A 20,302-nucleotide genomic window follows, 5' to 3' on the forward strand; every position below is an offset into this window, starting at 1 on the left:
TGTGCCCGGTGTGCCCGCCGTCCTACTCCGCGATCGGCAGATACACCCGGTTGCCCGCCGCCGCGAACTCCTTCGACTTCTGCGCCATGCCCGCTTCCGGATCGATCCCCTCGGACCCCAGGTCCTCACCGTGCTGCCGCCGGATGTCCTGAGAGATCTTCATCGAACAGAACTTCGGCCCGCACATGGAGCAGAAGTGCGCCGTCTTCGCGGGCTCCGCCGGCAGCGTCTCGTCGTGGAAGGCGCGTGCCGTGTCCGGATCCAGGGCCAGGTTGAACTGGTCCTCCCAGCGGAACTCGAAGCGGGCGTCGGAGAGCGCGTCGTCCCAGTCCTGGGCGCCGGGGTGGCCCTTCGCCAGGTCCGCCGCATGCGCCGCGATCTTGTACGTGATGACACCGGTCTTCACGTCGTCGCGGTCCGGCAGTCCCAGGTGCTCCTTGGGGGTGACGTAGCACAGCATCGCCGTGCCCCACCAGGCGATCATCGCCGCGCCGATGCCGGAGGTGATGTGGTCGTAGGCGGGCGCGACGTCCGTCGTCAGCGGGCCCAGCGTGTAGAAGGGCGCCTCCTCGCAGATCTCCTGCTGGAGGTCGATGTTCTCCTTGATCTTGTGCATCGGGACGTGTCCCGGACCCTCGATCATCGTCTGCACGCCGTGCCGCTTGGCGACGGTGTTCAGCTCGCCGAGGGTACGCAGCTCCGCGAACTGCGCCTCGTCGTTGGCGTCCGCGATGGACCCGGGGCGCAGCCCGTCACCGAGGGAGTACGTGACGTCGTAGGACGCCAGGATCTCGCACAGCTCCTCGAAGTGGGTGTAGAGGAAGGACTCCTTGTGGTGCGCCAGGCACCAGGCGGCCATGATCGAGCCGCCGCGCGAGACGATGCCGGTCTTGCGGCGGGCGGTGAGCGGAACGTACCGCAGCAGTACGCCCGCGTGGACGGTCATGTAGTCCACGCCCTGCTCGGCCTGCTCGATGACGGTGTCCTTGTAGATCTCCCAGGTCAGCTCCTCGGCCTTGCCGTCGACCTTCTCCAGGGCCTGGTAGAGGGGGACGGTGCCGATCGGGACGGGGGAGTTGCGCAGCACCCACTCGCGGGTGGTGTGGATGTTGCGGCCGGTGGACAGGTCCATGACCGTGTCGGCGCCCCAGCGGGTCGCCCAGGTCATCTTCTCGACCTCCTCCTCGATGGAGGAGGTGACCGCGGAGTTCCCGATGTTGGCGTTGACCTTCACCAGGAAGTTCTTGCCGATGATCATCGGCTCGATCTCCGGGTGGTTGACGTTGGCGGGCAGTACGGCCCGGCCGGCCGCGATCTCCTCGCGTACGAACTCCGGTGTCACGTTCTCGCGGAGGGCGACGTACTCCATCTCCGCGGTGATCTCGCCGCGCCGCGCGTAGGCGAGCTGGGTGACCGCGGCGCCCGCCCGGCCGCGGCGCGGCTGCCGGGGCCGGCCGGGGAAGACGGCGTCCAGGTTCCGCAGGCCGCCGCGCGGCGAGGTGTGCTTGAGGCCGTCGTCCTCCGGCCGCGGGGGGCGGCCGGCGTACTCCTCGGTGTCCCCGCGGGCGATGATCCAGTTCTCCCGCAGCGGCGCGAGACCGCGGCGGACGTCCGTCTCGATGTTCGGATCGGTGTACGGCCCGGACGTGTCGTACAGCGTCACGTCCTTGCCGTTGGTGAGGTGCACACGGCGGACCGGGACCCGCAGGTCGGGGCGCGATCCGGAGAGGTAGCCCTTGTGCCAGCCGGGCTGTTCCGCCTCGGTGGCACCGTTGTTTTCAGGCGTGCGTGCATCCTGCAGAGTCATTGAGACCCACTCCCTACGCCGGCATTACCCGGTAACAGGTTCGGCGGTCGACGCAGCGGTTCCCGTGACGGCGTTCCCGGCTTCGGCCGGACGTTCCGTACGGGGGTCAGCGCCCTCTCAGCCCGGTGCTCCGAGCTCCCGCGATTGCAAAGGTGTCACCACGGTAGCGGCCGGTATGGCGCGGTGAACAGGGGGCCCTGTCGGTTCTTGCGATGATCGGTCGGTGACCCGCTCCGAGTCCCACACACATGCACACGCGCACGGACACGGGCCCGCCGCGCCCGTGTCCCGGCACCTCCGCAAGGTCATCGCAGCAGTGCTGATTCCCTTCGCCGCCGCCGTTGTGGCCGGGCTGGTCGTGCTGTGGCCGGGCGGGCCTCCCGGCCACCGGCCGTCCGGGGTCGGCTTCGACCAGCCCACCGAGCAGGCGGAGGTGGTACGGGTGGACAAGGTCGACTGCGCGGACGTCAACGCGGGGCCGGGGACCGGGAGCGGATCGGGGCCGGGGTCCGGGGGCGGCGGGGACGGGCCGCCGCAGGTGGGGCCGGGGCCGGGGCCCGGAGCGGGCGCCACGCCGGGGAGCAGCCCCTGCGAGCGGGCCACGGTCGAGGTCACCACCGGCCGGGACAAGGGCCGCACCTTTCAGACGGTGGTGACGCCCGACGCCACCCGCCGCTACACGGCCGGGCAGCGCGTGGTGGTCGCCTACTCCCCCAAAGCCCCCCGGGACCTCCAGTACTCCGTCACCGACGTGGACCGGACACCACCCATGTGGGTGCTTGCCTCGATCTTCGCCGGCGCGGTGGTCGTCGTCGGCCGGCTGCGCGGCGTACTGGCGCTGGTGGCGCTGGTCACCGGCTTCGGCGTACTGACGCTGTTCATCCTCCCGGCCATCCTCCAGGGGTCCGATCCGCTGGCGGTGGCGGTGGTCGGCGGCAGCGCGATCATGCTCATCGCGCTCTATATGTGCCATGGGCTGACGGCCCGTACGTCCGTGGCGGTCCTGGGCACCCTCGCCTCGCTGCTGCTGATCGGCCTGCTCGGCTCGTGGTTCATCGACTGGGCGCACCTGACCGGCAACACCGACGACCAGACCGGTCTGGTGCACGGTCTCTACCCGGACATCGAGGTCCGCGGCCTGCTGCTGGCGGGCATCATCATCGGCTCGCTGGGGGTGCTGGACGATGTGACGGTCACGCAGACGGCCGCCGTGTGGGAGCTGAAGGAGGCGGATCCGTCGGCGAGCCGGCGCACCTTGTACCGGTCGGCGATGCGCATCGGACGGGACCACATCGCCTCGGTGGTCAACACGCTGGTGCTCGCCTACGCGGGTGCGGCGCTGCCGCTGCTCCTGCTGTTCTCCATCGCACACAGCAGCGTCGGTACGGTCGCCACCAGCGAGGTGGTCGCCGAGGAGATCGTGCGTACTTTGGTGGGCAGCGTCGGGCTGGTGGCGTCGGTGCCCCTGACGACGCTGCTCGCGGCACTGGTCGTCGCCACGGACCGCGCGGACACGGACGGCGGGCGCACCAACCGCAGGGGTACGGGCAACGGGGGCGCACGGCACGGAGAGTGGCAACGCGGGGCCGGGGAGCGCCGAAGCACGCTGCGCGTCGTCGGCACACAGCGGGGCGGCACGGAACGTACCCGGCACGGAGCGCGCGGCCGACGCCGCAAACACTGACCGCCGCCGTTGCGTTGGACCAGCCGCGGACCACGGCGGGCCTGCTGCGCACCCGTCGCGTAGGTGTTGCGGACCATTGCGCACCTGCTGCGGTCCGCCCTCCTCACCCCGTCTGCTGGGCCTCCGTAAGGATGCGGTCCAGCGCCGTGTCGAGCGTGTCGCACACCTCCTCCTCCCCCATGGGTACGACGCGGTCCGTACGGTCCAGGAAGGCCACCAGGGGCGCGGCACCGGCACGGAACAGCGCGGTGTCGTGCCCGACCCGCAGGCTGATGAAGACGTCGCCGAGCCGCTCGGGCGAGACCGGCTCGATGCGCACATCCCCGGCCCCGGCGGGTCCGCTCAGCCCGTCCAGCAGCAGCTCCCGGCCGAACGTCCAGGTCACCGGCGCATCACCGGGCAGGTCGAAGGTGAGGCGGATCGCGTAGGGGTCGGCGCCGGTGAACGCCAGCTCCACCGGGATCCGGAAGGTGAGTTCCTCGGACACGAGGAAACTCATGGTCACTTCTGCCTGAACCGTGTCGGTCATCAACCTCTGCCCGTGCTGGTCTCGGTCGGCCATGAACTGCCCCTCGTGGCCCTGTTCACGCCATGGTCGGCCCGCCTCGCCCGTCGGCAGCGGGACCGCCGGACCGGCGGCGGCCGGCCCCACCTGAACCGGGGTGGCCGCGCAGACCGAGCCGACGGCGTACTCCTGGTGTCCGACGGCGTACTCATGGTGTTCGCAGTCCACCCGGGCACGGCGGATCGTCCGCACTCTAACTCCGGCTTCCGGTGCGGCAGTCCGGTCCGCGGCCGAGTTACCCCACCTGGCTCAGCGCACGTCCGTGGGACGCGCCCCGAAGTGCGCCCGCTACGCCAACGCCCCGCTCCGGACCGGGAGCGGGGCGCCGACGCGACGGTGGGGACGACGAGGTCCGTACGTCAAGGAGAGGGAGGTGAGAGGGGATCTCACCACTCGCTCTTGGACGAGGACGACGAGGAACCGTTGAACCGGCGCACCAGGTAGATCACTCCGGCGATCAATGCCACGGCGACGAGGATCTTGAAGAGCAGGCCGACGATGAAGCCGACCAGGCTGCCGATCAGTCCGCCGAAGACGACGATCAGGACGACGGGCACCGCGACCCACTTCACCCACCACGGAAGCCCCGCGAATATCTCCTTCACAGCCATTGCTCTGCCCTGCTTTCTGTGTGCTCTCGCATCGTCCGGGTCGGCCGTCGCGTTTCCTTCGCGCCGAATCTCCGCTTCTTCCTGCACCAACGATGCTAGGACGGCGTGCGCTCCCGCGGGGGCCGCGCAGCCCCGGTCCTCCCCTGACCCGACCCTTACGGGTTCAGGGGGCCGTCCCTCAGCTTTCGGGTGGAGAGAAGACCACCATGACCCGCAGGTCCTCGCTGATGTGGTGGAACTTGTGGGGCACTCCGGCAGGCACGTACACCACGCTGCCGCGCGCGACCGATGTCGTCTCCGTGCCGACGGTGATCGCCGCCCGCCCGCTCATGACGAGGTAGACCTCGTCCTGATCGTGCGGCTGCTGCGGGTCGGTGCTGCCCGCGTCCAGCGCGTACAGGCCCACCGACATGTTCCGCTCACGCAGGAACTGCAGATACGCGCCGTCGTTCGCGGCCCGCTCCGCCTCCAGTTCGTCCAGCTTGAATGCCTTCATGCCCTCCGTACCTCTCCCTGTCCACGTCATCACCACGGGTCCGCCCGGTCTGCGACGATCTCACCATGAAGAATTTCCTGGTCAAGACGATCGCCAATGCCGCGGCGCTGGCCGTGGCCATCTGGCTGCTCAAGGACATCACGCTGACCGGTGAGAACACCGGCCGCAAGGCGCTGACGCTGGCCCTGGTGGCGCTGCTCTTCGGGGTGGTGAACTTCATCGTCAAGCCCGTGGTGAAGCTGCTGTCCCTGCCGCTGTTCATCCTCACCCTCGGCCTCTTCACACTCGTGGTGAACGCGCTGATGCTGCTGCTCACCTCCTGGCTGGCGGACAAACTCCACCTCGCCTTCCATGTGGAAGGCTTCTGGACCGCTCTCCTCGGGGGCGTGATCATCTCGATCGTTTCGTGGGCGATGCATGTGGTCCTCCCCGACGACCGGGACTGATCCACTTTCCCCGGCATCACGGCCGTCCCATGTCCGCCAAGATCAGGGAGCGCTGCGGTTCCCCCGCCGCCAGGGAACCGATCCGGCCTCGTCGGCGCGCGGTGACCGACGAGCCGCGGCCGGGTGAGGTAGAGGTAGGAGTGGAGGACACGGCCCGCGGCGGCTCCCAGGACCGGCCACGGGACCACGAGAGCCGCGAGAGCCGCGAGAGCCGCGGGGCAACCATCGAGGCCGCGACGGCAGGCGGACGGCACGCGGCTCAGACGGATGACACACGGCTCAGGCGGACGACACAGGGCCGATGAGAGGGAGCACCTATGACGGGCGACGGCACACGGGTCGTACGGGCCGGGATCCCAAAGGCGGCGGCGTACGAACCCGCCCTGCCTGGCCCGGTCTTCGCCGCCCACTTCCACCTCCCCGGTGACGCGATCGGCCCGTACACATACGGCCGGGAGGCCAACCCCACCTGGACCCGGCTGGAAACCGCCATCGGCGAGCTGGAGTCCCCGGACGCGCCCGCGCACACCATCACCTTCGCCTCCGGGATGGCCGCCGTCGCCGCCGTCCTCTTCTCCCAGTTGCGCGCCGGTGACGCGGTCGTCCTGCCCAGCGACGGGTACCAGCTCCTGCCGGCCGTACGCGAACGCCTGGAGAGCTACGGCATCGAGGTGCGTACGGCGCCCACGGCCGGTGACGCGCAGCTCGAAGCGCTGGACGGCGCCCGGCTGCTGTGGATCGAGTCGCCCTCCAACCCGGGTCTGGAGGTGTGCGACATCCGGCGCCTGGCGCGGGCGGCGCACGCCCGCGGGGCGCTGGTCGCCGTCGACAACACCCTCGCCACCCCTCTGGGGCAGCGACCCCTGGACCTGGACGCCGATTTCTCCGTAGCCAGCGGCACCAAGGCCCTGACCGGCCACGGCGATGTCCTCCTGGGCTATGTCACCACCCGGGACACGGCCCTGGCCGATGCGGTACGCACCTGGCGCAAGACCGTCGGCGCGATCCCCGGCCCCATGGAGGCGTGGCTGGCGCACCGCTCACTGGCCACGCTCGCCCTGCGCGTACGGCAGCAGGCGGCCGGCGCGCTCGCCCTCGCCGAGGCGCTGCGCGACCACCCGGAGGTGACCGGACTGCGCCACCCCGGCCTGCCCTCCGATCCCGCGCACGAGACCGCCGCCCGGCAGATGCGCGAGGGGAGGTTCGGGTGTGTGGTGTCCTTCACGCTGCCCGACCGCGCATACGCGGAACGTTTCCTCGAAGCGCTGGACCTGGTGGACGACGCGACGAGCTTCGGCGGCGTACGTTCCACGGCCGAGCGGCGCGGGCGCTGGGGCGGGGACGCCGTGCCGGAAGGTTTCATCCGCTTCTCCGTGGGGGTGGAGGAGCCGGCGGACCTGATCGCGGACGTGCTCCGGGCCCTGGACACCGCGGGCCGCAAACGACGCTCCCCATGAGGCGAGGGGGCCGGGCCCGTACCGCTGTCGCTACGTAAAGCGGGCCGGCGGGGTATCCCCCCTCGTTACCCCGTCGGCCCCGGTTCCATGCCCAGCGAACCGTGCAGACAAGGCTAGTTGACTCACCGTCAGTGTCCAATCACGCCAGCGGTACAGTCCTATCGACATATTTATAGTTGGCCCACGACCAGGCTCCGGAGCGCGAAGGAGGTACGTATGGATCTGGCACTGTTACGCACCTTCGTCACGGTCCACCGAGCCGGCTCCTTCACCCGGGCCGCGTCCCTCCTGGGACTGTCCCAGCCCGCCGTCACCAGCCAGATACGGTCCCTGGAACGCCAATTGGGGCGACCGCTGTTCTTACGAGGATCCCGCGGGGTCACCCCCACCACCGTCGGCGACGAACTCGCCCACAAGATCGCCCCGCACCTGGACGCCCTCACCGAGATCACCGAGGCGGACCTCGACGAGGAGTCCGTCACCCGCACCCTCCACCTCGCCGGCCCGCCCGAGTTCACCGCGGAACGCGTCCTGCCCGCGCTGACCCCGCTGATCGCCCGGGGACTGTCCGTCCGTACCGCCTTCGGCCCCACGGAAGAACTGCTGACCGGCCTCGCCGCGGGCCACCACGACCTGGCCCTGACCACCACCCGCCCGCGCGGCGCACTGCTCGCCGCCACCCCTCTGTGCGACGAGGAGCACGTGCTGATCACCGGGCCGCGCTGGGCGGCCCACCTGGGAGGTCCGGCGGCGGTACGGGCCGAAGGCGTACGGGCGCTGGAGGCCGTACCGTTCGTCGAGGTCCACGAGAGCCTGCCGCTGATCACCCGCTACTGGGCCACGGTCTTCGAGGCCGAGCCCACCGCCTCCGCCGCCGTCATCGCCTCCGACCTGCGCGCCGTGCTGGCGTGCGTGACGGCGGGCGCGGGGCTGGCCGTACTGCCGCGCTATCTGTGCTCGGCCGCCCTTGAGGCCGGCGAGGCCGTCGCCCTCCTCGACCCGCCCGTCCCCCCGCTGCGCACGTACTTCCTCGTCGTACGGACCGGGACCCTGGCACTACCGCACATCGCGCGGGCACATGAATGGCTGCTGCAGTCGGCCGGGGAGTGGTGACGGGGACCGGGCGCGCCCGGCCGGGGACCGGGTGCGCCCGGCGCCACTCCGTGCGGCCGGCGCGCCACGGGGCGCGTGGTGGAGCGTGGGTTTCGCGAGGCGCCGGGCGCGGCATCTGTCCCGTATGACCGTACGGCCAGTCGTCAAACGCACCGCCCGCGCCATCCTGCTCGACGGCGAGGACCTGATCCTCATCAAGCGCACCAAGCCGGGCCGCGCCCCGTATTGGATCACTCCGGGCGGCGGGGTGGAGTCCGGGGACGCCTCCGTCGTCGACGCCCTCCACCGCGAGCTGGACGAGGAGCTCGGCGCCAAGGCCAGGGACGTGGTGCCCGTCTTCGTGGACACCGTCGAGCACTTCAGCGACTCGGGCGTGGACGGCGTGAAGGTGCAGCACTTCTTCGTCTGCCGACTGGATTCGATGGATCTCTCGCGGCGGCACGGCCCCGAAGTCGACGAACCGTGCGGGCAGTACGAGGTGGTGCGGGTGCCCTTCACCCGGGTCGGGATCGCCTCCGTCGACGTCGTACCCCTCTCGCTGCGGCACTACCTGGACGGCAACATCGAGGGCATCCGCGCACTGCACGCTCCCGACCTGGGGTGATGCGGAGTACTTGGGTAGCGCGGAAGAACCGGGGCGATGCGGGGGACGGTGCCAGGGTGAAGGACGCCCGTCGCCCGTCGTACGACGCCCGTGGCACGTCGCCAGTCGCCCGTGGAACGTCTCCCGTCTCCCGTTTCCCGCGTTTCACCGTCCCGCCGCGACCAGCTCTTCGAGGGCGTCGTGCCGGATCCGGTCGGCCGGAATCCCGGCGCCCACCAGCGCGTGCACACCGCTGCGGATCATGCCGGGCGGCCCGGACACGTACGCGTCGTACTCGCCCCACGGCCCGTAGTGCTGCACGGCGTCGGGGAGTTGGCAGCACAGCGTGCTGATGGCCCCGCGCGCCGGGCCGGACGCCACGACCGGGCGTACGGACAGCCAGGGATGGGTCTGTTGCAGCCGTAGCATGGTGTCGATGTCATAGAGGCCGTAGTCGCTGCTGGCTCCGTAGAAGACGTCGACCGGGCGGCGCCGGCCGTGTTCGGCGATGTCCTCGACCAGCGCTTTGATCGGCGCGATGCCCGTACCGCCGCCCAGGCACAGCAGGCCGTTGTCAGTGGCGTGGTCTACGGTCATGGAACCGGATGGGGGTCCGAGGCGGATGACGTCGCCGGGGCGGGCGCGATGGACCAGGGCGTTGGACACCCAGCCGGCCGGAACCGCCTTCACGTGGAAGGAGAGCAGGCCGTCGGAGCGGGGCGCCGCGGCGAAGGAGTAGTGCCGCCACACACGTGGCCACCAGGGCGTTTCCAGGCTCGTGTACTGACCGGCGAGAAAGGGGTAGGGCTGGTCGGGCCGTACGGACACGATCGCTATGTCGGGTGTGCGCAGCTCGTGCGAGACCACCTCCGCGTGCCACCACGGAGGAGCCTTCGCCTCGTCCTCCGCGGCCGAATCGATCATGATCTCGGAGATCACGGCGTACGTACGTACCCAGGCGCCCTCGCAGTCCTGGCTCCAGGTCCGGGGGGCGTACCGGGCGAGCGCGCCGAGCAGGCACGTACCGACGGCCGGGTAGTGCCCGGGCAGCGTGCCGTACTTGCGATGGCCACGGCCGAGGTGCGAGAGGTAGGCGGTGAGCGTGCCGGTGTCGTCGGCGTGCTCGGCGGCGGTGAGCAGTGCTTTGAAGAGGCGGTCGCGCTGGGCGTCCATCGCGGCGGGGAAGAGGGCGCGCAGATCGGGGTGCCGTAGGAAGAGGAGGGCGTAGAAGTAGGAGGTCGCCCGGTCGGAGACGGGGTCGATCTCGGCGAGGGTGCGCCGGATCAGGAGCGTGTCGGGGGAGGCAGTGGGGACGGAGGACTTATCAGGAACGGGAGAGACGGGGACCGGAGAGACGTCAGGCACGGAAGAGATGCCAGGCACGGGAGAGACGTCAGCGGGAGGGGAAACGGGGGAGGAAGCGGGAGCGGGGGCGGGTTCCGGAGGAGTGGCGCCCTGGGCACGTCGGCGGTCGGCGGCGGTTCCGACCGGCCTGATCGGGTGGACGGCCGGACGACCGGGACCCCGGCCCGGCCCGGCCTGACCACCCACTGCTCGGTCGTCCCCGGCCTGTCCCTTCTCGGCCCGGCCTCCCATGACTCGATCACCCATGGCCTGACCGCCCATGGTCTGCCTCGCTCTCCGGACATGCGGCTGACCTGCGGCGGACCTACGGCCCACAGTCACCGCGCATTCACCGCGATCACCGCGGCTGCCGTCCCCGCAGCCTGCCACCGCACCCCCTCACACCGGCCGGACAGCCGGAAGTCCGGGCAGCGAAGGGCGCGTTGCCGATACGCTGACAGGCTCCGCACATCCTTCGCACGTCCTTCGGCAGCCGTACGGGCTCACCGGAGGCCGCCGTCCGAGTTCAGCAGCAGCCGCCGTCCGGGATCACCGGCCGGCTCCGGCCCGTACCAGTGCGTACGCCTCGCGCAGATCCCGTCCCTCGTACGCGTACGAGGCCAGCTCACGGACGTGGTGATCGGCGTTCACCGCCACCGACACGGGAAGCCGGGCAAACAGCTCCGCGTCGGACCAGGAATCTCCGTACGCCACACAGTCCGCACGCGTCAGCCCGAAGGCCGCGCACAACTCGTCCGCCGTCTTGACCTTCGTGGACGCGGAAAGAATGCCTTCAGGCTCCACCGGCTCGCGAAAAGGCACCGCGGGCCAGCGCGAACCGTGTGCCGCGTCCGCTCCCCACGCCAGCAGGCGTTCCACGAAGAAGCCCGGTGACAGTGAGATCACCGCGCACCGCTCACCGCGCTCGCGGATGTCCGCCCACACCTCCCGTATGCCCGTCAGCCACGGCGCACCCTCGAACGCCGCCGCCACCAGGTCGTCGGTCAGCTCCGTCCACAACTCGCGGGCGAGCTGCGCGAACCGCGCCGGGGTCAGCTCACCCGCCGCGAAGGCCCGCTCCAGTTCCCCGATCTCCCGCTGCAGGCCGAGCTGCCGGGAGATCTCCACGGCCGCGGCGGAACGGTAGAGCAGGGTCCCGTCCATGTCGAACAGATGCAGCTTCGCCATGCCAGTGAGCTTAGGGGGGTGTGCGTGATCGGAGTGGCCGATGAGAAAAGCTGCGGCGGAACGCGCATCCCGGGCACACCGGTTCACGACCCACCTGCCTCGATCCCCTACGTCCGGGCCCTGTTTCGGCGCCTGCTTTCAGCGCATGCATTTGGCTCTCGGCTCCTGCTCCGGGCCCGCTTTCGGCTCCTACTTCGGGCCGCGTATGAGCGGATACTCCCGGCAGCAGACGCCGTACCGGACGGCGCTTGCCACAGTGGCGACATGCGGCAGCTCCCTCGGCCCGCCCGCCGGGCCCTCCTCGTCGTCCATGTGGCCGTATCCGTCGGCTGGTTCGGGCTGACGCTCGGGCTGCTGACCCTGAGTGTCACCGGCTGGGCCACGGGCTCACCGGACATCGCGGTGGTCACCCACCGTGCCATGAAGATCTTCAGCGACTGGCTGCTCATCCCCGTCGCCCTGCTGACGCTCATCAGTGGGCTGGTACTGGCCCTGGGTACGCGCTGGGGGCTGGCCCGGCACCGCTGGATCGTCGTCAAGTTCTGGCTGACCGTGGTGACCGTCCTGCTGACGGCCTTCTCCCTGCGCCCGGGCATCGCTCAACTCGCCGCCCGGGCAGCCGCCGGCAGCCCGGCCACCGACGTCGGCATGGTGGTCGCCCCCGCCGTGGCGACGGCGACCTACTTTTTCATCACCGCCGTCTCCGTACTCAAACCGTGGGGGCTGACGAAGCGCGGGGTCCGACTGCGGGGGGCGCAGGCCGGACGGATGCGGCCGTCCCGGTCGGCCGACCGCCAGGACGGACCGGTACCTCAGCCGCGATGAAGCGGTGACGAGCGCGGTGCTGAACGCGGGCAGGCGATCGTAGCGGCGGGCGGGCCGAGCGGGCCGGCTCAGTTCCGTACGGCTTCCCCGGCCCGCTCCCCGCTCGCATCACGTGCACCGGCGCTCGCACCAGCACCGGCAGCGGCATCAACCCCCGAACCGGCGGCCACGATCCGGCCCTGGCCGTGGTCCTGGCCCCGGCCGGCCGACCGCCGCTCCAGCACGCTCGACAGGAACGCGACACCCAGCGCCGTCACCGTCATCGCCACCCCGACCCAGTTCGGTGCCGTGTACCCGAGTCCGGCCGAGATGACGATCCCGCCGAGCCAGGCCGCCAGCGCGTTGCCGAAGTTGAAGGCAGCGATATTGCCCGCGGAGGCCAGGGTGGGCGCCGCGGCGGCCTGGTCCATCACCCGCTTCTGGAGCGGCGGTACGGTCGCGAAGCCGAAGACGCCGATCAGCACGATGGTGACGGTCGCGGCGACCTTGTCGTGCGCGGTGAAGCTGAACGCGGCCAGGGTGATCGCGAGGCCGCCCAGGGACACGTACAGCATCGGTAGCAGCGCGCGGTCGGTGAAGCGGCCGGATATGAGGTTCCCGCCGACCATCCCGATGCCGAAGACGGCCGTCAGCCAGATGACGGAGGGCGGCGCGAAGCCGGTGACCTCTGTCATCATCGAGGCGAGGTACGTGACGGCCGCGAAGACACCGCCGAAGCCGAGGGTGGTCATCAGCAGTGCCAGCCCGACCTGGGGATTACGGAAGACGGCCAGCTCATGGCCGAGCCGGGCCGCGGCCTTCTCTGGCCGGGCCGGTATGAGTCCGGCGACTCCGGCCAGGCCGATCACGCCGAGTGCGGCGATGACGAAGAAGGTGGCGCGCCAGCTCACCTGCTGGGCGAGCAGGGTGCCGGCAGGGACGCCGACGACGTTGGCGACGGTCAGGCCGGAGAACATCAACGAGAGGGCGACGGCACGTTTCTGCGGCGCCACCAGGTCGGCCGCGACGATCGAGCCGATGCCGAAGAACGCGCCGTGCGTGAATGAGGAAACGATCCGGCCGACCAGCATCACCTCGAAGGTGGGCGCCGCCCCGGTGATCACGTTGCCGACCACGAACAGCCCCATCAGCAGCGTCAGCATCTGCTTGCGGGTCATACGCGTACCCAGGACCGTCATCAAGGGCGCGCCGAGTACGACCCCCAGGGCGTAGAGGGTGGTCGCGTAGCCGGCCAGGGGGACCGGGACGCCGAACCCCGCGGCCACGTCGGGCAGTAGGCCCATGACCGCGAACTCGGTCATTCCGATCCCGAAGGCACCGATGGCGAGCGCCAGGAGTGCGAGAGGCATGAGCGTCCCTTCGAAGGTTGCGCAGGGCTTTAACAGGCGTCGACAATAATTGCATGCGCTGCTTACTTGCAAGCGCGGGCTATTTCGCTGGTGTCCTATCCTGGTGCGTACGGCCCGTGGCGGTGGCCCAGGGGCGCAGCGCACCGCGGCCCGCGGCTTGTGGTCCGTGTCCCAGTGGCCGGTGGCCCGTAAGGAGAGCTCCATGACGCAGCAACCGCAGGCCCGGCCCCAGCAGCAGGCCCGGCCCGGACAACAGGCCCGGTCCCAGCAGCAGGCCCAGCCGCAGCAGCCCCACGCACAGCCGGCGTCGCAGCCGCACCCCGCGCACTCCACTTCGGGATGCGGCGACGCGGCCGAGTCGTCCCCCGCCACCCGTCTCGCCGCCGGCTGGTGCGCCCTGGCGGCCCTGCACGGGCGGCTGGAGGCGCACATAGAGCGCGCCCTTCAGGCAGGCCACGGCCTCAGCGTCCGCGAGTTCTCCGTCCTGAACGTGCTCAGCGCACAGCACGACGGACCGGGCGGCCATCTGCGCATGCACCAGGTCGCCGACTCCGTCGTCCTCAGCCAGAGTGCGACCACCCGCCTGGTGACCCGCCTCGAAGCGCGAGGGCTGCTCTCCCGCTACCTGTGCCCCGATGACCGGCGCGGCATCTACACCGACGTCACCGAGAAGGGCTGCGCGCTGCTCGCCGAGGCCAGGCCGACCCACGACACGGCCCTGCGTGAGGCCCTGGAGGAAGCGGCCAAGCGGCCTGAACTCGCACCGCTGGTAACGGCGGTGGAGACCCTCGCACCCGCCACCTGACGCCCCGTGGATCACCCCATAAAGTCGCGCCCATGAGCGATTACGAGATCCGCCCCGCGACCGAGGACGACCTTCCCGCCATCGTGGCGATGCTGGCCGATGATCACCTCGGAGCCACCCGCGAGTCCCCGGACGACCTGACGCCGTACCGTACGGCTTACGAGCGGCTCGCACAGGACCCCAACCAGCATCTGATCGTGGCGGTGCGCGAGGGCCGACCGGTCGGCACCCTTCAGCTCACGGTCGTCCCCGGCCTGTCCAGGCGCGGCGCGACCCGCTCGATCATCGAGGGCGTACGTGTCCACTCCGACGAGCGGGGCAACGGCCTGGGGACCCGGCTGATCGACTGGGCGGTGGAGGAGTCCCGCGCACTGGGCTGCCAACTGGTGCAACTGACCTCGGACGCGACCCGTGTAGATGCCCACCGTTTCTATGAGCGTCTCGGCTTCGAGGCTTCTCACCTGGGCTTCAAGCGCCCGCTCTCCTGAGCGACGCCGTCAGCCTCCTGACCGGAGCGCCGACCGGTACGGGCCCGGCCCCTGGTCCTGGCACGGTGCGCTTTCTGCCGACAGGCGCCACCGCAGTACCGCGCGGGCCGGCCCGTACGCGCCGGTGGCACCGGCCCGCCGCATTCCTCACACACCCTTTCGTTACGAATCTCCGCCTCGACCACCAGTTTCGTTACGGCGCGCTCGGGGCGGAGCCCGTCACACATGAGCGCCGTCATCCGCCCGGGCACACCCACCGAAGCCCGTGGCCCCGACCTGCGCTGTTCCATCGCCATACAGCCGACCAGCAGGGCCATCACATCCGGCAGACTCACGTCCGGCCTTACGCCGCCCGCCTCCTGAGCCCGCGTCAGAAGCGTGCCCAGGGCGTCAGCGAAGTCCCGCTCCATGCCCGGTGAGAGCCGGTAACCACCCGCTCCGGCCTCCGTGCCGTCCCCGGCCCCCGCCCCGGATCCTTCCAACGCGTCACACAGCGCCTTGTTCCGTGACGCCAGCCGCACCACCGACGCGAGGAAACGAAAGAAGACCTCTACGGGATCGTCCGCGTCCGCCAAGTCCCTTGCGGTATCGGCAAAAAGCCTTATCCGGTCTGCGATGGCCGCCCTGAACAGGGCTTCTTTGGAAGGGAAATGGCGATAGACCGTGCCCGCGCCCACCCCCGCGCGGCGCGCGATCTCATCGAGCGGCACGCCCAACCCCTGCTCCTCGAAGGCGGATCGAGCAGCTTCCAGCACCAGCGCCCTGTTACGCCGGGCGTCCGCGCGTGAGGGCGTCGCCCTGGCGTCCGCCATCCGCGTACCTCCTGAACTCCGCCTGGGCCCGTCCGGGATCCGTTGACAACCGGGGCCGCGCTCCGCATTTTCAAACGGGGCGCTCGTTCCGATTCTACGGAAAGGTTTGCGCATGATCGCCAACCGTCGGGGTGTCGCGGTGACCAGCGCAATGGGACAGCAAGGGTGAGCGGTTGCGCGCCGCCTGCCGGCGGGCGGATGGACGGTACGTGCACTCACACGCGACCCGGCCGACGCCCCAAGCCGCGCCCCGGCCGCCGTCGGCGCGGAGGTACGAACCGTCGACATGGCCTACCTGGCGTCACTGGAGGACGCCCTCAAAGGCGCCCATGGCGTCTTCAGCATCCAGCCTGCCTTCGGTTCACCTGGCCTGCCACCGGACTTCGACCGGTGCGAGGAGACCCGGTACGGCCGCGATGCCGCAGACGCGCGCGATGAGTCACGACTCGGCGGACGGCCTCCAGTGGCTGAGCGACCGCCGTGCCTTCAAGGGCGACATCGACGCGCTACGCGCCATCCACCCCGCCCTGATGAGTTTCGGCACCGGGCTGCATCGGCACGGGGCACAGCAGCTCAAGCAACTGCTGAACTGACGTCACCACCAACGGAGTTGCGCGACGAGTGATCCAATCTTCGCCTGGATCGTTGTTTCACGTGAAACGGCCGGACGGCCGCCGCGCGCCGCGCCGCGCCGATGATCAGACAGCAATGGGGGGTGTTTCACGTGAAACACCCCCCATTGCACAGCGACATCACGCCCGCGCAAGACCACAACGCGCGGACATCACGTCCGTACGACGCCTCAGCGGGCAATCGCCTCATCCCACGCCGCGCCCGCCACCGCGGCAGCCGCTTCGGCGTTCACCGTCACACCGAGGGCTTGCAGCCCGGCCGCCAGTGCCGACAGGGAATCCAGGACGACATCGCGGTCCGCGGCCTGTCCGTAGTGATTCACCCGGATCATCTCCTTGGCGAGGTCTCCCGCGGCGGCCTGCACCGGCACCGTCGCCGACGGGCCCGCAGCACCCAGTGCGGCAGCCACGACCTCCCGGGCATCCACATCCGCCGGGGCCCGGAGCGTGGTGGCCACCGGCGCCGCGTCCTGGTCACGAACTACGTACGGGGTGAGACCACCCAGCGCCCGTACGCCGGTCCGCACAGCCGCCGCAGCCGCACGGTGACGCTTGACGGCCACCTCCAGGCCCTCGGCCTCCACGCGGTCCACGGCCTGCTCCAGCGCCAGCATCTCCAGTTGCGCCGGAGCGTGCGGCAGAGCGGTACGTCCCCCGTCGACCCAGCGCTCCTTCCAGTCCAGCAGGGAGAGGTAGGAGCGCCGCGGCGCCTGCTCGTTCGCGGCGATCCGCTCCCACGCCCGGGCGCTGACGGACACGACCGAGACGCCGGCCGGTCCGGCGAGCGCCTTCTGCCCGCCGATCACGCACAGATCCACTCCCCACTCATCGGTCAGCAGCGGCTCCGCCCCCACCGACGCGACCGCGTCCAGCATCAGCAGCGCGCCGTGTTCCCGCACCACCTCACCGATCCCGGCGACCGGGTTGGTGTTCCCCGTCGCGGCCTCCGCGTGCACCAGGCTCACGAAGTCGATCGCCGGGTGCTCGCGCAGCGCGTCGGCGACCTGCTGAGGGCTCACCGCGCCTGTGAAGGGCGCGGAAATCGTGACGACCTCGGCACCGCAGGAGCGCAGCCAGCCGCCGAAGGTCTCTCCGTAGGGGCCGGTGACGATGTTCAGCGCGGTGCTGCCGGGCCGTACGGCCGAGCGGATGCACGCCTCCAAGGGCAGCAGCGCCTCGCCCTGCATGGCCACCACATCCGCACGGGTCCGCATCAGCGCGGCAACCTTGTCCTCGATACGTGCGAAGCGGGACGCGCTGAGCGGCGGCAGGTCGAGAAGGACCGGAGCGTCGAAGTTCGCGGTGGCATCAGTCACGGCAGTCACAGTGGCCTTCCAGCGGTAGTGAACCGCACTGCGGCGGCTCCTGGTGTCTGCGCACGACTGTACGTCCGCCTCCGGGACCCCCGCCGTACGGGGCGCACCGCCCCCGGTGGCCCACCGGTCACCCCCGCGGCCCGACTCACACGCGCCAGCCCTCCGGGTCGACCCCGCCCGGCACCGGCGCCGAAGGCTCGTACGGGCCCCGCGTGAAGACAAAGGTCCCCACGTCCAGGTGGCCGGCCGAGCCGTCCTCCGCCCGTACCACCCGCAGCGTCTCTCCCCTGAAATACCCGTCCAGCCCGGTCCAGGTGCCATCGGGCTCCGCCCTGAAGCGCGACGCCCGCCCGGTGGCCCCCGCCGTCGGCCCGATCTCCAGCATCCGGTCGGCCCGCAGCCGCAGTACGTACGGAGCGGCGCCCCAGTACCAGGGGCCGGTCAGCGCCAGCAGTTCCTGGTCCAAAGGGCCGTCCATCGGACGCCACGGCCCGGGGATCCGCGGCTCGTGTTCGATGAGCGTACTCAGCAGGTCCAGTGTGACCGCGCCCACCGCCGGGCCGGATGTGCAGTTGGCCAGGGTGACCCCGGCGAGATCCTCCTCGGCGTCGCACCACAGCGACGCCAGGAAGCCCGGCATCGAGCCGCCGTGCCCGAACAGCCGCCGCCCTTCCTTCCGTACGAGCTGGATGCCCAGGCCGAACCCGGCGTCCCAGTCCGCCCCCTCGGGCGGCACCGCCGGAGTGCGCATCTCGTCAAGGCTCCGGGCGCTGAGCACCCGGTCGTCGCCCCGCATCAAGAACGCCGCCCACCGGCACATGTCCGCCGCCGTGGACCACAACTGCCCGGCCGGCCCCATCAGGCCGGTGTCCTCGGCCGGCTCGGGCAGCAGCGCGTCCGCCCAGGGGTGCACCGCCCAGCCCGCGGCACACGGCTCCTGCGGCAGCAGAGTCGTACGGTCCAGGCCCAGCGGATCCAGTACCTCGCGCCGCAGCGTCTCCCCCCACGGCGTCCCGCCCCGCAGCCGCTCTACCAGCATGCCCAGCACCGCGTAACCGGTGTTGGAGTAGTGGAACCCGCGCCCGGCGGGCAGCGGGTGCGCATGCTCACCGTAGAGATCCGCCGGTTCCGGACGGAGCTCGCCCGGAGTTCGCTCCCACCACGGCCCGCGTGGCTCCGCCGCCAGCCCCGAGGAGTGCGAGAGCAGTTGTGCGACGGTGGCGTCCGGCACCGGCACCACCCCATGGCCGGTGTGTGCGGCCCGGGCCGCACCGTCCACGCGGTTCAGAGACGTGCCGTCCAGGTACGTGCCGATCGGATCGTCGAGGCGGAGCAGCCCTTCGTCCCGCAGCCGCATCACCATCACCGCCACGAACGTCTTGGTGAGCGACCCGATCCGGTACTGCACATCGGCGTCCGGTGTCCGGCCCCCCACCGTGCCCCTGGCCCCCGACCACACCATCCGCCCGCCCCGCGCGACCGCGCCCACCATCGACGGGGCCCGCCCCCGCGTCTGCCCCACGGCCAGCCGGTGCAACAACGCACGACGAGTCCCCGGCAACAGCTCCGCGGACGCGGTGTCACCGGCGGGGTGAGCCGGGTCGGCGGGGCCGGACGGACCGACGGGACCGGCACTCCTCACGGACCCGGCGGACGGCACGCTGGACATGGCACTCCTCCAAGCAGGAGACACGACGACGGGACCGGCCCCATTCCATCACCACCTCCCCACGCCACCCGCTCCCGGGCCATCTGCCCGCCACCGCGGAACAGTTCACGGCGGCTCCGCCACCCGGATGCTGGCCTTGACGCCGGGGTCAAGGTCTACGGTCGACACCGTCGTCGGCACGAGGGAGCACGGACATGCTGATCGGAGAACTCGCGGAGCGGGCGGGCACCACGACCCGGGCCCTGCGCTACTACGAGGCCCGGGGCCTCCTGCGGGCCCGCAGGTCGTCCAACGGCTACCGCACGTACGGCGAGGACGATCTGCGGCTGCTCCAGCAGATACGGACGCTCCAGGACTTCGGCTTCGACCTGGAGGAGACCCGTCCCTTCGTGGAGTGCCTGCGCGCCGGACACGCGGCCGGCGACGCCTGCCCCGACTCCCTTCAGGTCTACCGCGCCAAGCTCGCCGAACTGGACGCCTGCATCGCCGAGTTGCAGGCCGTACGCGAACAGGTCGGCAGCCAGTTGCTCCGCGCGGAACAGGCCCGCGCCGAGCTGGAGACCGCCGCCCGACAGCCCGGGGGCCCGACGCCGCTGTGCGAACTGGCCCCTCACGACACCACCCCGCCAGAACCGAGGAGCACCCCATGACCCACCCGTCGGCTACCGCATCGCCATCGGCACGACTCGCCTCCGCCCCCACCGGCACCCCCGCACCTACGTCCACAACCACATCCGCGTCCGTGGCCACCGTCACGGACGCCACCTTCGCCGAGGAGGTACTGGCGGCCCGGCTCCCCGTACTCGTCGACTTCACCGCCTCCTGGTGCCCTCCCTGCCGGATGATCGCCCCCGTACTGGCCCAGATAGCCGGTGAGGAAGCCGACCGCCTCAAGATCGTCCAACTGGATGTGGACGAGAACCCGATGACCGCCGCCACCTACGGGGTCCTGTCGATGCCCACCCTCATGGTCTTCCACGGTGGCGAACCCGTGAAGTCGCTCGTCGGCGCCCGGCCCAAGCGGCGTCTGCTGCAAGAACTCGCCGACGTCATCTGAGACCGGGCGAGGGCGTCGGGTGAGGAGGTGGGGATGGGCGACGCCGCCGCCCGAG

General features: G+C 70.8%; 21 protein-coding genes and 1 riboswitch. Of the genes, 11 read left to right on the forward strand and 10 right to left on the reverse strand.

Annotation, left to right across the window (positions count from 1 at the left end; genetic code table 11):
* Positions 1–22: 22 nt before the first annotated feature.
* On the reverse strand, positions 23–1,807 hold the full coding sequence (gene thiC / locus KGS77_RS16750) for a phosphomethylpyrimidine synthase ThiC (protein ID WP_242582341.1): 1,785 nt from the start codon (positions 1,805–1,807) through the stop codon (positions 23–25).
* Positions 1,801–1,959: riboswitch (TPP riboswitch) on the reverse strand. (Overlaps the previous gene by 7 nt.)
* Before the next feature lie 71 nt (positions 1,960–2,030).
* Between thiC and KGS77_RS16755 the strand changes: the two genes are divergently transcribed.
* Positions 2,031–3,491: a YibE/F family protein gene (locus tag KGS77_RS16755; RefSeq protein WP_242582344.1), complete on the forward strand. Its 1,461-nt coding sequence runs from the start codon at positions 2,031–2,033 to the stop codon at positions 3,489–3,491.
* A 103-nt stretch (positions 3,492–3,594) separates the two neighbouring features.
* Here the strand turns inward: KGS77_RS16755 and KGS77_RS16760 are convergent, their stop codons facing one another.
* From KGS77_RS16760 to KGS77_RS16770, 3 genes are all read right to left on the reverse strand, one after another.
* Positions 3,595–4,020 (reverse strand): SsgA family sporulation/cell division regulator, encoded by a 426-nt coding sequence (locus KGS77_RS16760; protein WP_242587510.1) that lies wholly within the window; start codon positions 4,018–4,020, stop codon positions 3,595–3,597.
* Positions 4,021–4,442: 422 nt separating this feature from the next.
* Positions 4,443–4,661 (reverse strand): DUF5326 family protein, encoded by a 219-nt coding sequence (locus KGS77_RS16765; protein WP_242587511.1) that lies wholly within the window; start codon positions 4,659–4,661, stop codon positions 4,443–4,445.
* A 184-nt stretch (positions 4,662–4,845) separates the two neighbouring features.
* Positions 4,846–5,163: a cupin domain-containing protein gene (locus KGS77_RS16770; protein WP_242582347.1), complete on the reverse strand. Its 318-nt coding sequence runs from the start codon at positions 5,161–5,163 to the stop codon at positions 4,846–4,848.
* Between the two features lie 65 nt (positions 5,164–5,228).
* Between KGS77_RS16770 and KGS77_RS16775 the strand changes: the two genes are divergently transcribed.
* The 4 genes from KGS77_RS16775 (at position 5,229) to KGS77_RS16790 (ending at position 8,783) form a co-directional block, all read left to right on the forward strand.
* Positions 5,229–5,609, forward strand: a complete 381-nt coding sequence (locus KGS77_RS16775; protein WP_242582350.1) for a phage holin family protein — start codon at positions 5,229–5,231, stop codon at positions 5,607–5,609.
* Positions 5,610–5,926: 317 nt separating this feature from the next.
* Positions 5,927–7,066: a cystathionine gamma-lyase gene (locus KGS77_RS16780; protein ID WP_242582359.1), complete on the forward strand. Its 1,140-nt coding sequence runs from the start codon at positions 5,927–5,929 to the stop codon at positions 7,064–7,066.
* 216 nt (positions 7,067–7,282) lie between these two features.
* Positions 7,283–8,179 carry a LysR family transcriptional regulator gene (locus KGS77_RS16785; protein ID WP_242582362.1) on the forward strand — a complete coding sequence of 299 codons (897 nt, stop codon included), beginning with the start codon at positions 7,283–7,285 and terminating at the stop codon, positions 8,177–8,179.
* Positions 8,180–8,303: 124 nt separating this feature from the next.
* Positions 8,304–8,783 carry an NUDIX hydrolase gene (locus KGS77_RS16790; protein WP_242582365.1) on the forward strand — a complete coding sequence of 160 codons (480 nt, stop codon included), beginning with the start codon at positions 8,304–8,306 and terminating at the stop codon, positions 8,781–8,783.
* 144 nt (positions 8,784–8,927) lie between these two features.
* On the opposite strand, the gene KGS77_RS16795 is transcribed toward KGS77_RS16790, so the two are convergent.
* Both KGS77_RS16795 and KGS77_RS16800 read right to left on the reverse strand, forming a co-directional pair.
* Positions 8,928–10,313 carry a globin domain-containing protein gene (locus tag KGS77_RS16795; RefSeq protein ID WP_242587512.1) on the reverse strand — a complete coding sequence of 462 codons (1,386 nt, stop codon included), beginning with the start codon at positions 10,311–10,313 and terminating at the stop codon, positions 8,928–8,930.
* Positions 10,314–10,655: 342 nt separating this feature from the next.
* Positions 10,656–11,294 carry an HAD-IB family phosphatase gene (locus tag KGS77_RS16800; RefSeq protein WP_242582367.1) on the reverse strand — a complete coding sequence of 213 codons (639 nt, stop codon included), beginning with the start codon at positions 11,292–11,294 and terminating at the stop codon, positions 10,656–10,658.
* A gap of 264 nt (positions 11,295–11,558) precedes the next feature.
* Here KGS77_RS16800 and KGS77_RS16805 point away from each other — a divergent pair, with 264 nt between their 5' ends.
* Positions 11,559–12,119: a DUF2269 domain-containing protein gene (locus KGS77_RS16805; RefSeq protein ID WP_242582369.1), complete on the forward strand. Its 561-nt coding sequence runs from the start codon at positions 11,559–11,561 to the stop codon at positions 12,117–12,119.
* A gap of 68 nt (positions 12,120–12,187) precedes the next feature.
* On the opposite strand, the gene KGS77_RS16810 is transcribed toward KGS77_RS16805, so the two are convergent.
* Positions 12,188–13,468, reverse strand: a complete 1,281-nt coding sequence (locus tag KGS77_RS16810) for an MFS transporter (protein WP_242582371.1) — start codon at positions 13,466–13,468, stop codon at positions 12,188–12,190.
* Positions 13,469–13,865: 397 nt separating this feature from the next.
* Here KGS77_RS16810 and KGS77_RS16815 point away from each other — a divergent pair, with 397 nt between their 5' ends.
* Together KGS77_RS16815 and KGS77_RS16820 are read left to right on the forward strand one after the other, a co-directional pair.
* Positions 13,866–14,273 (forward strand): MarR family transcriptional regulator, encoded by a 408-nt coding sequence (locus KGS77_RS16815; protein WP_242587513.1) that lies wholly within the window; start codon positions 13,866–13,868, stop codon positions 14,271–14,273.
* 32 nt (positions 14,274–14,305) lie between these two features.
* Positions 14,306–14,761 carry a GNAT family N-acetyltransferase gene (locus KGS77_RS16820; RefSeq protein ID WP_242582373.1) on the forward strand — a complete coding sequence of 152 codons (456 nt, stop codon included), beginning with the start codon at positions 14,306–14,308 and terminating at the stop codon, positions 14,759–14,761.
* Here KGS77_RS16820 and KGS77_RS16825 read toward each other — a convergent pair.
* Entirely contained in the window at positions 14,731–15,573 is an 843-nt protein-coding gene (locus KGS77_RS16825) for a TetR/AcrR family transcriptional regulator (RefSeq protein WP_242582375.1), read from the reverse strand. The two genes, KGS77_RS16820 and KGS77_RS16825, sit on opposite strands and share 31 nt — an antisense overlap.
* Before the next feature lie 434 nt (positions 15,574–16,007).
* On the opposite strand from KGS77_RS16825, the gene KGS77_RS16830 reads away from it, so the two are divergent.
* The gene (locus KGS77_RS16830; RefSeq protein ID WP_242582377.1) at positions 16,008–16,166 is read left to right on the forward strand and encodes a hypothetical protein; all 159 of its coding nucleotides are present in this window, start codon (positions 16,008–16,010) and stop codon (positions 16,164–16,166) included.
* 209 nt (positions 16,167–16,375) lie between these two features.
* On the opposite strand, the gene KGS77_RS16835 is transcribed toward KGS77_RS16830, so the two are convergent.
* Positions 16,376–17,521, reverse strand: coding sequence for an aminotransferase class V-fold PLP-dependent enzyme (locus KGS77_RS16835; protein ID WP_242582379.1), 1,146 nt, complete (start codon positions 17,519–17,521; stop codon positions 16,376–16,378).
* A 145-nt stretch (positions 17,522–17,666) separates the two neighbouring features.
* Entirely contained in the window at positions 17,667–19,190 is a 1,524-nt protein-coding gene (locus KGS77_RS16840) for a serine hydrolase domain-containing protein (RefSeq protein WP_242582382.1), read from the reverse strand.
* Positions 19,191–19,384: 194 nt separating this feature from the next.
* On the opposite strand from KGS77_RS16840, the gene KGS77_RS16845 reads away from it, so the two are divergent.
* On the forward strand, positions 19,385–19,840 hold the full coding sequence (locus KGS77_RS16845; RefSeq protein WP_242582385.1) for a MerR family transcriptional regulator: 456 nt from the start codon (positions 19,385–19,387) through the stop codon (positions 19,838–19,840).
* Positions 19,841–19,932: 92 nt separating this feature from the next.
* The gene (trxA, locus tag KGS77_RS16850) at positions 19,933–20,247 is read left to right on the forward strand and encodes a thioredoxin (protein ID WP_242582388.1); all 315 of its coding nucleotides are present in this window, start codon (positions 19,933–19,935) and stop codon (positions 20,245–20,247) included.
* The last annotated feature ends 55 nt before the right edge of the window (positions 20,248–20,302 follow it).

Source organism: Streptomyces sp. MST-110588 (genome assembly GCF_022695595.1).
GTDB lineage: Bacteria > Actinomycetota > Actinomycetes > Streptomycetales > Streptomycetaceae > Streptomyces.

Excerpts from the sequence above, each read along its gene's own strand:
- thiC (WP_242582341.1), bottom strand. The coding sequence starts at position 1,807 with ATGACTCTGCAGGATGCACGCACGCCTGAAAACAACGGTGCCACCGAG.
- KGS77_RS16760 (WP_242587510.1), bottom strand. The coding sequence starts at position 4,020 with ATGACCGACACGGTTCAGGCAGAAGTGACCATGAGTTTCCTCGTGTCC.
- KGS77_RS16770 (WP_242582347.1), bottom strand. The coding sequence starts at position 5,163 with ATGAAGGCATTCAAGCTGGACGAACTGGAGGCGGAGCGGGCCGCGAAC.
- KGS77_RS16775 (WP_242582350.1), top strand. The coding sequence starts at position 5,229 with ATGAAGAATTTCCTGGTCAAGACGATCGCCAATGCCGCGGCGCTGGCC.
- KGS77_RS16780 (WP_242582359.1), top strand. The coding sequence starts at position 5,927 with ATGACGGGCGACGGCACACGGGTCGTACGGGCCGGGATCCCAAAGGCG.
- KGS77_RS16785 (WP_242582362.1), top strand. The coding sequence starts at position 7,283 with ATGGATCTGGCACTGTTACGCACCTTCGTCACGGTCCACCGAGCCGGC.
- KGS77_RS16790 (WP_242582365.1), top strand. The coding sequence starts at position 8,304 with ATGACCGTACGGCCAGTCGTCAAACGCACCGCCCGCGCCATCCTGCTC.
- KGS77_RS16800 (WP_242582367.1), bottom strand. The coding sequence starts at position 11,294 with ATGGCGAAGCTGCATCTGTTCGACATGGACGGGACCCTGCTCTACCGT.
- KGS77_RS16805 (WP_242582369.1), top strand. The coding sequence starts at position 11,559 with ATGCGGCAGCTCCCTCGGCCCGCCCGCCGGGCCCTCCTCGTCGTCCAT.
- KGS77_RS16810 (WP_242582371.1), bottom strand. The coding sequence starts at position 13,468 with ATGCCTCTCGCACTCCTGGCGCTCGCCATCGGTGCCTTCGGGATCGGA.
- KGS77_RS16820 (WP_242582373.1), top strand. The coding sequence starts at position 14,306 with ATGAGCGATTACGAGATCCGCCCCGCGACCGAGGACGACCTTCCCGCC.
- KGS77_RS16825 (WP_242582375.1), bottom strand. The coding sequence starts at position 15,573 with ATGGCGGACGCCAGGGCGACGCCCTCACGCGCGGACGCCCGGCGTAAC.
- KGS77_RS16830 (WP_242582377.1), top strand. The coding sequence starts at position 16,008 with ATGAGTCACGACTCGGCGGACGGCCTCCAGTGGCTGAGCGACCGCCGT.
- KGS77_RS16840 (WP_242582382.1), bottom strand. The coding sequence starts at position 19,190 with ATGTCCAGCGTGCCGTCCGCCGGGTCCGTGAGGAGTGCCGGTCCCGTC.
- KGS77_RS16845 (WP_242582385.1), top strand. The coding sequence starts at position 19,385 with ATGCTGATCGGAGAACTCGCGGAGCGGGCGGGCACCACGACCCGGGCC.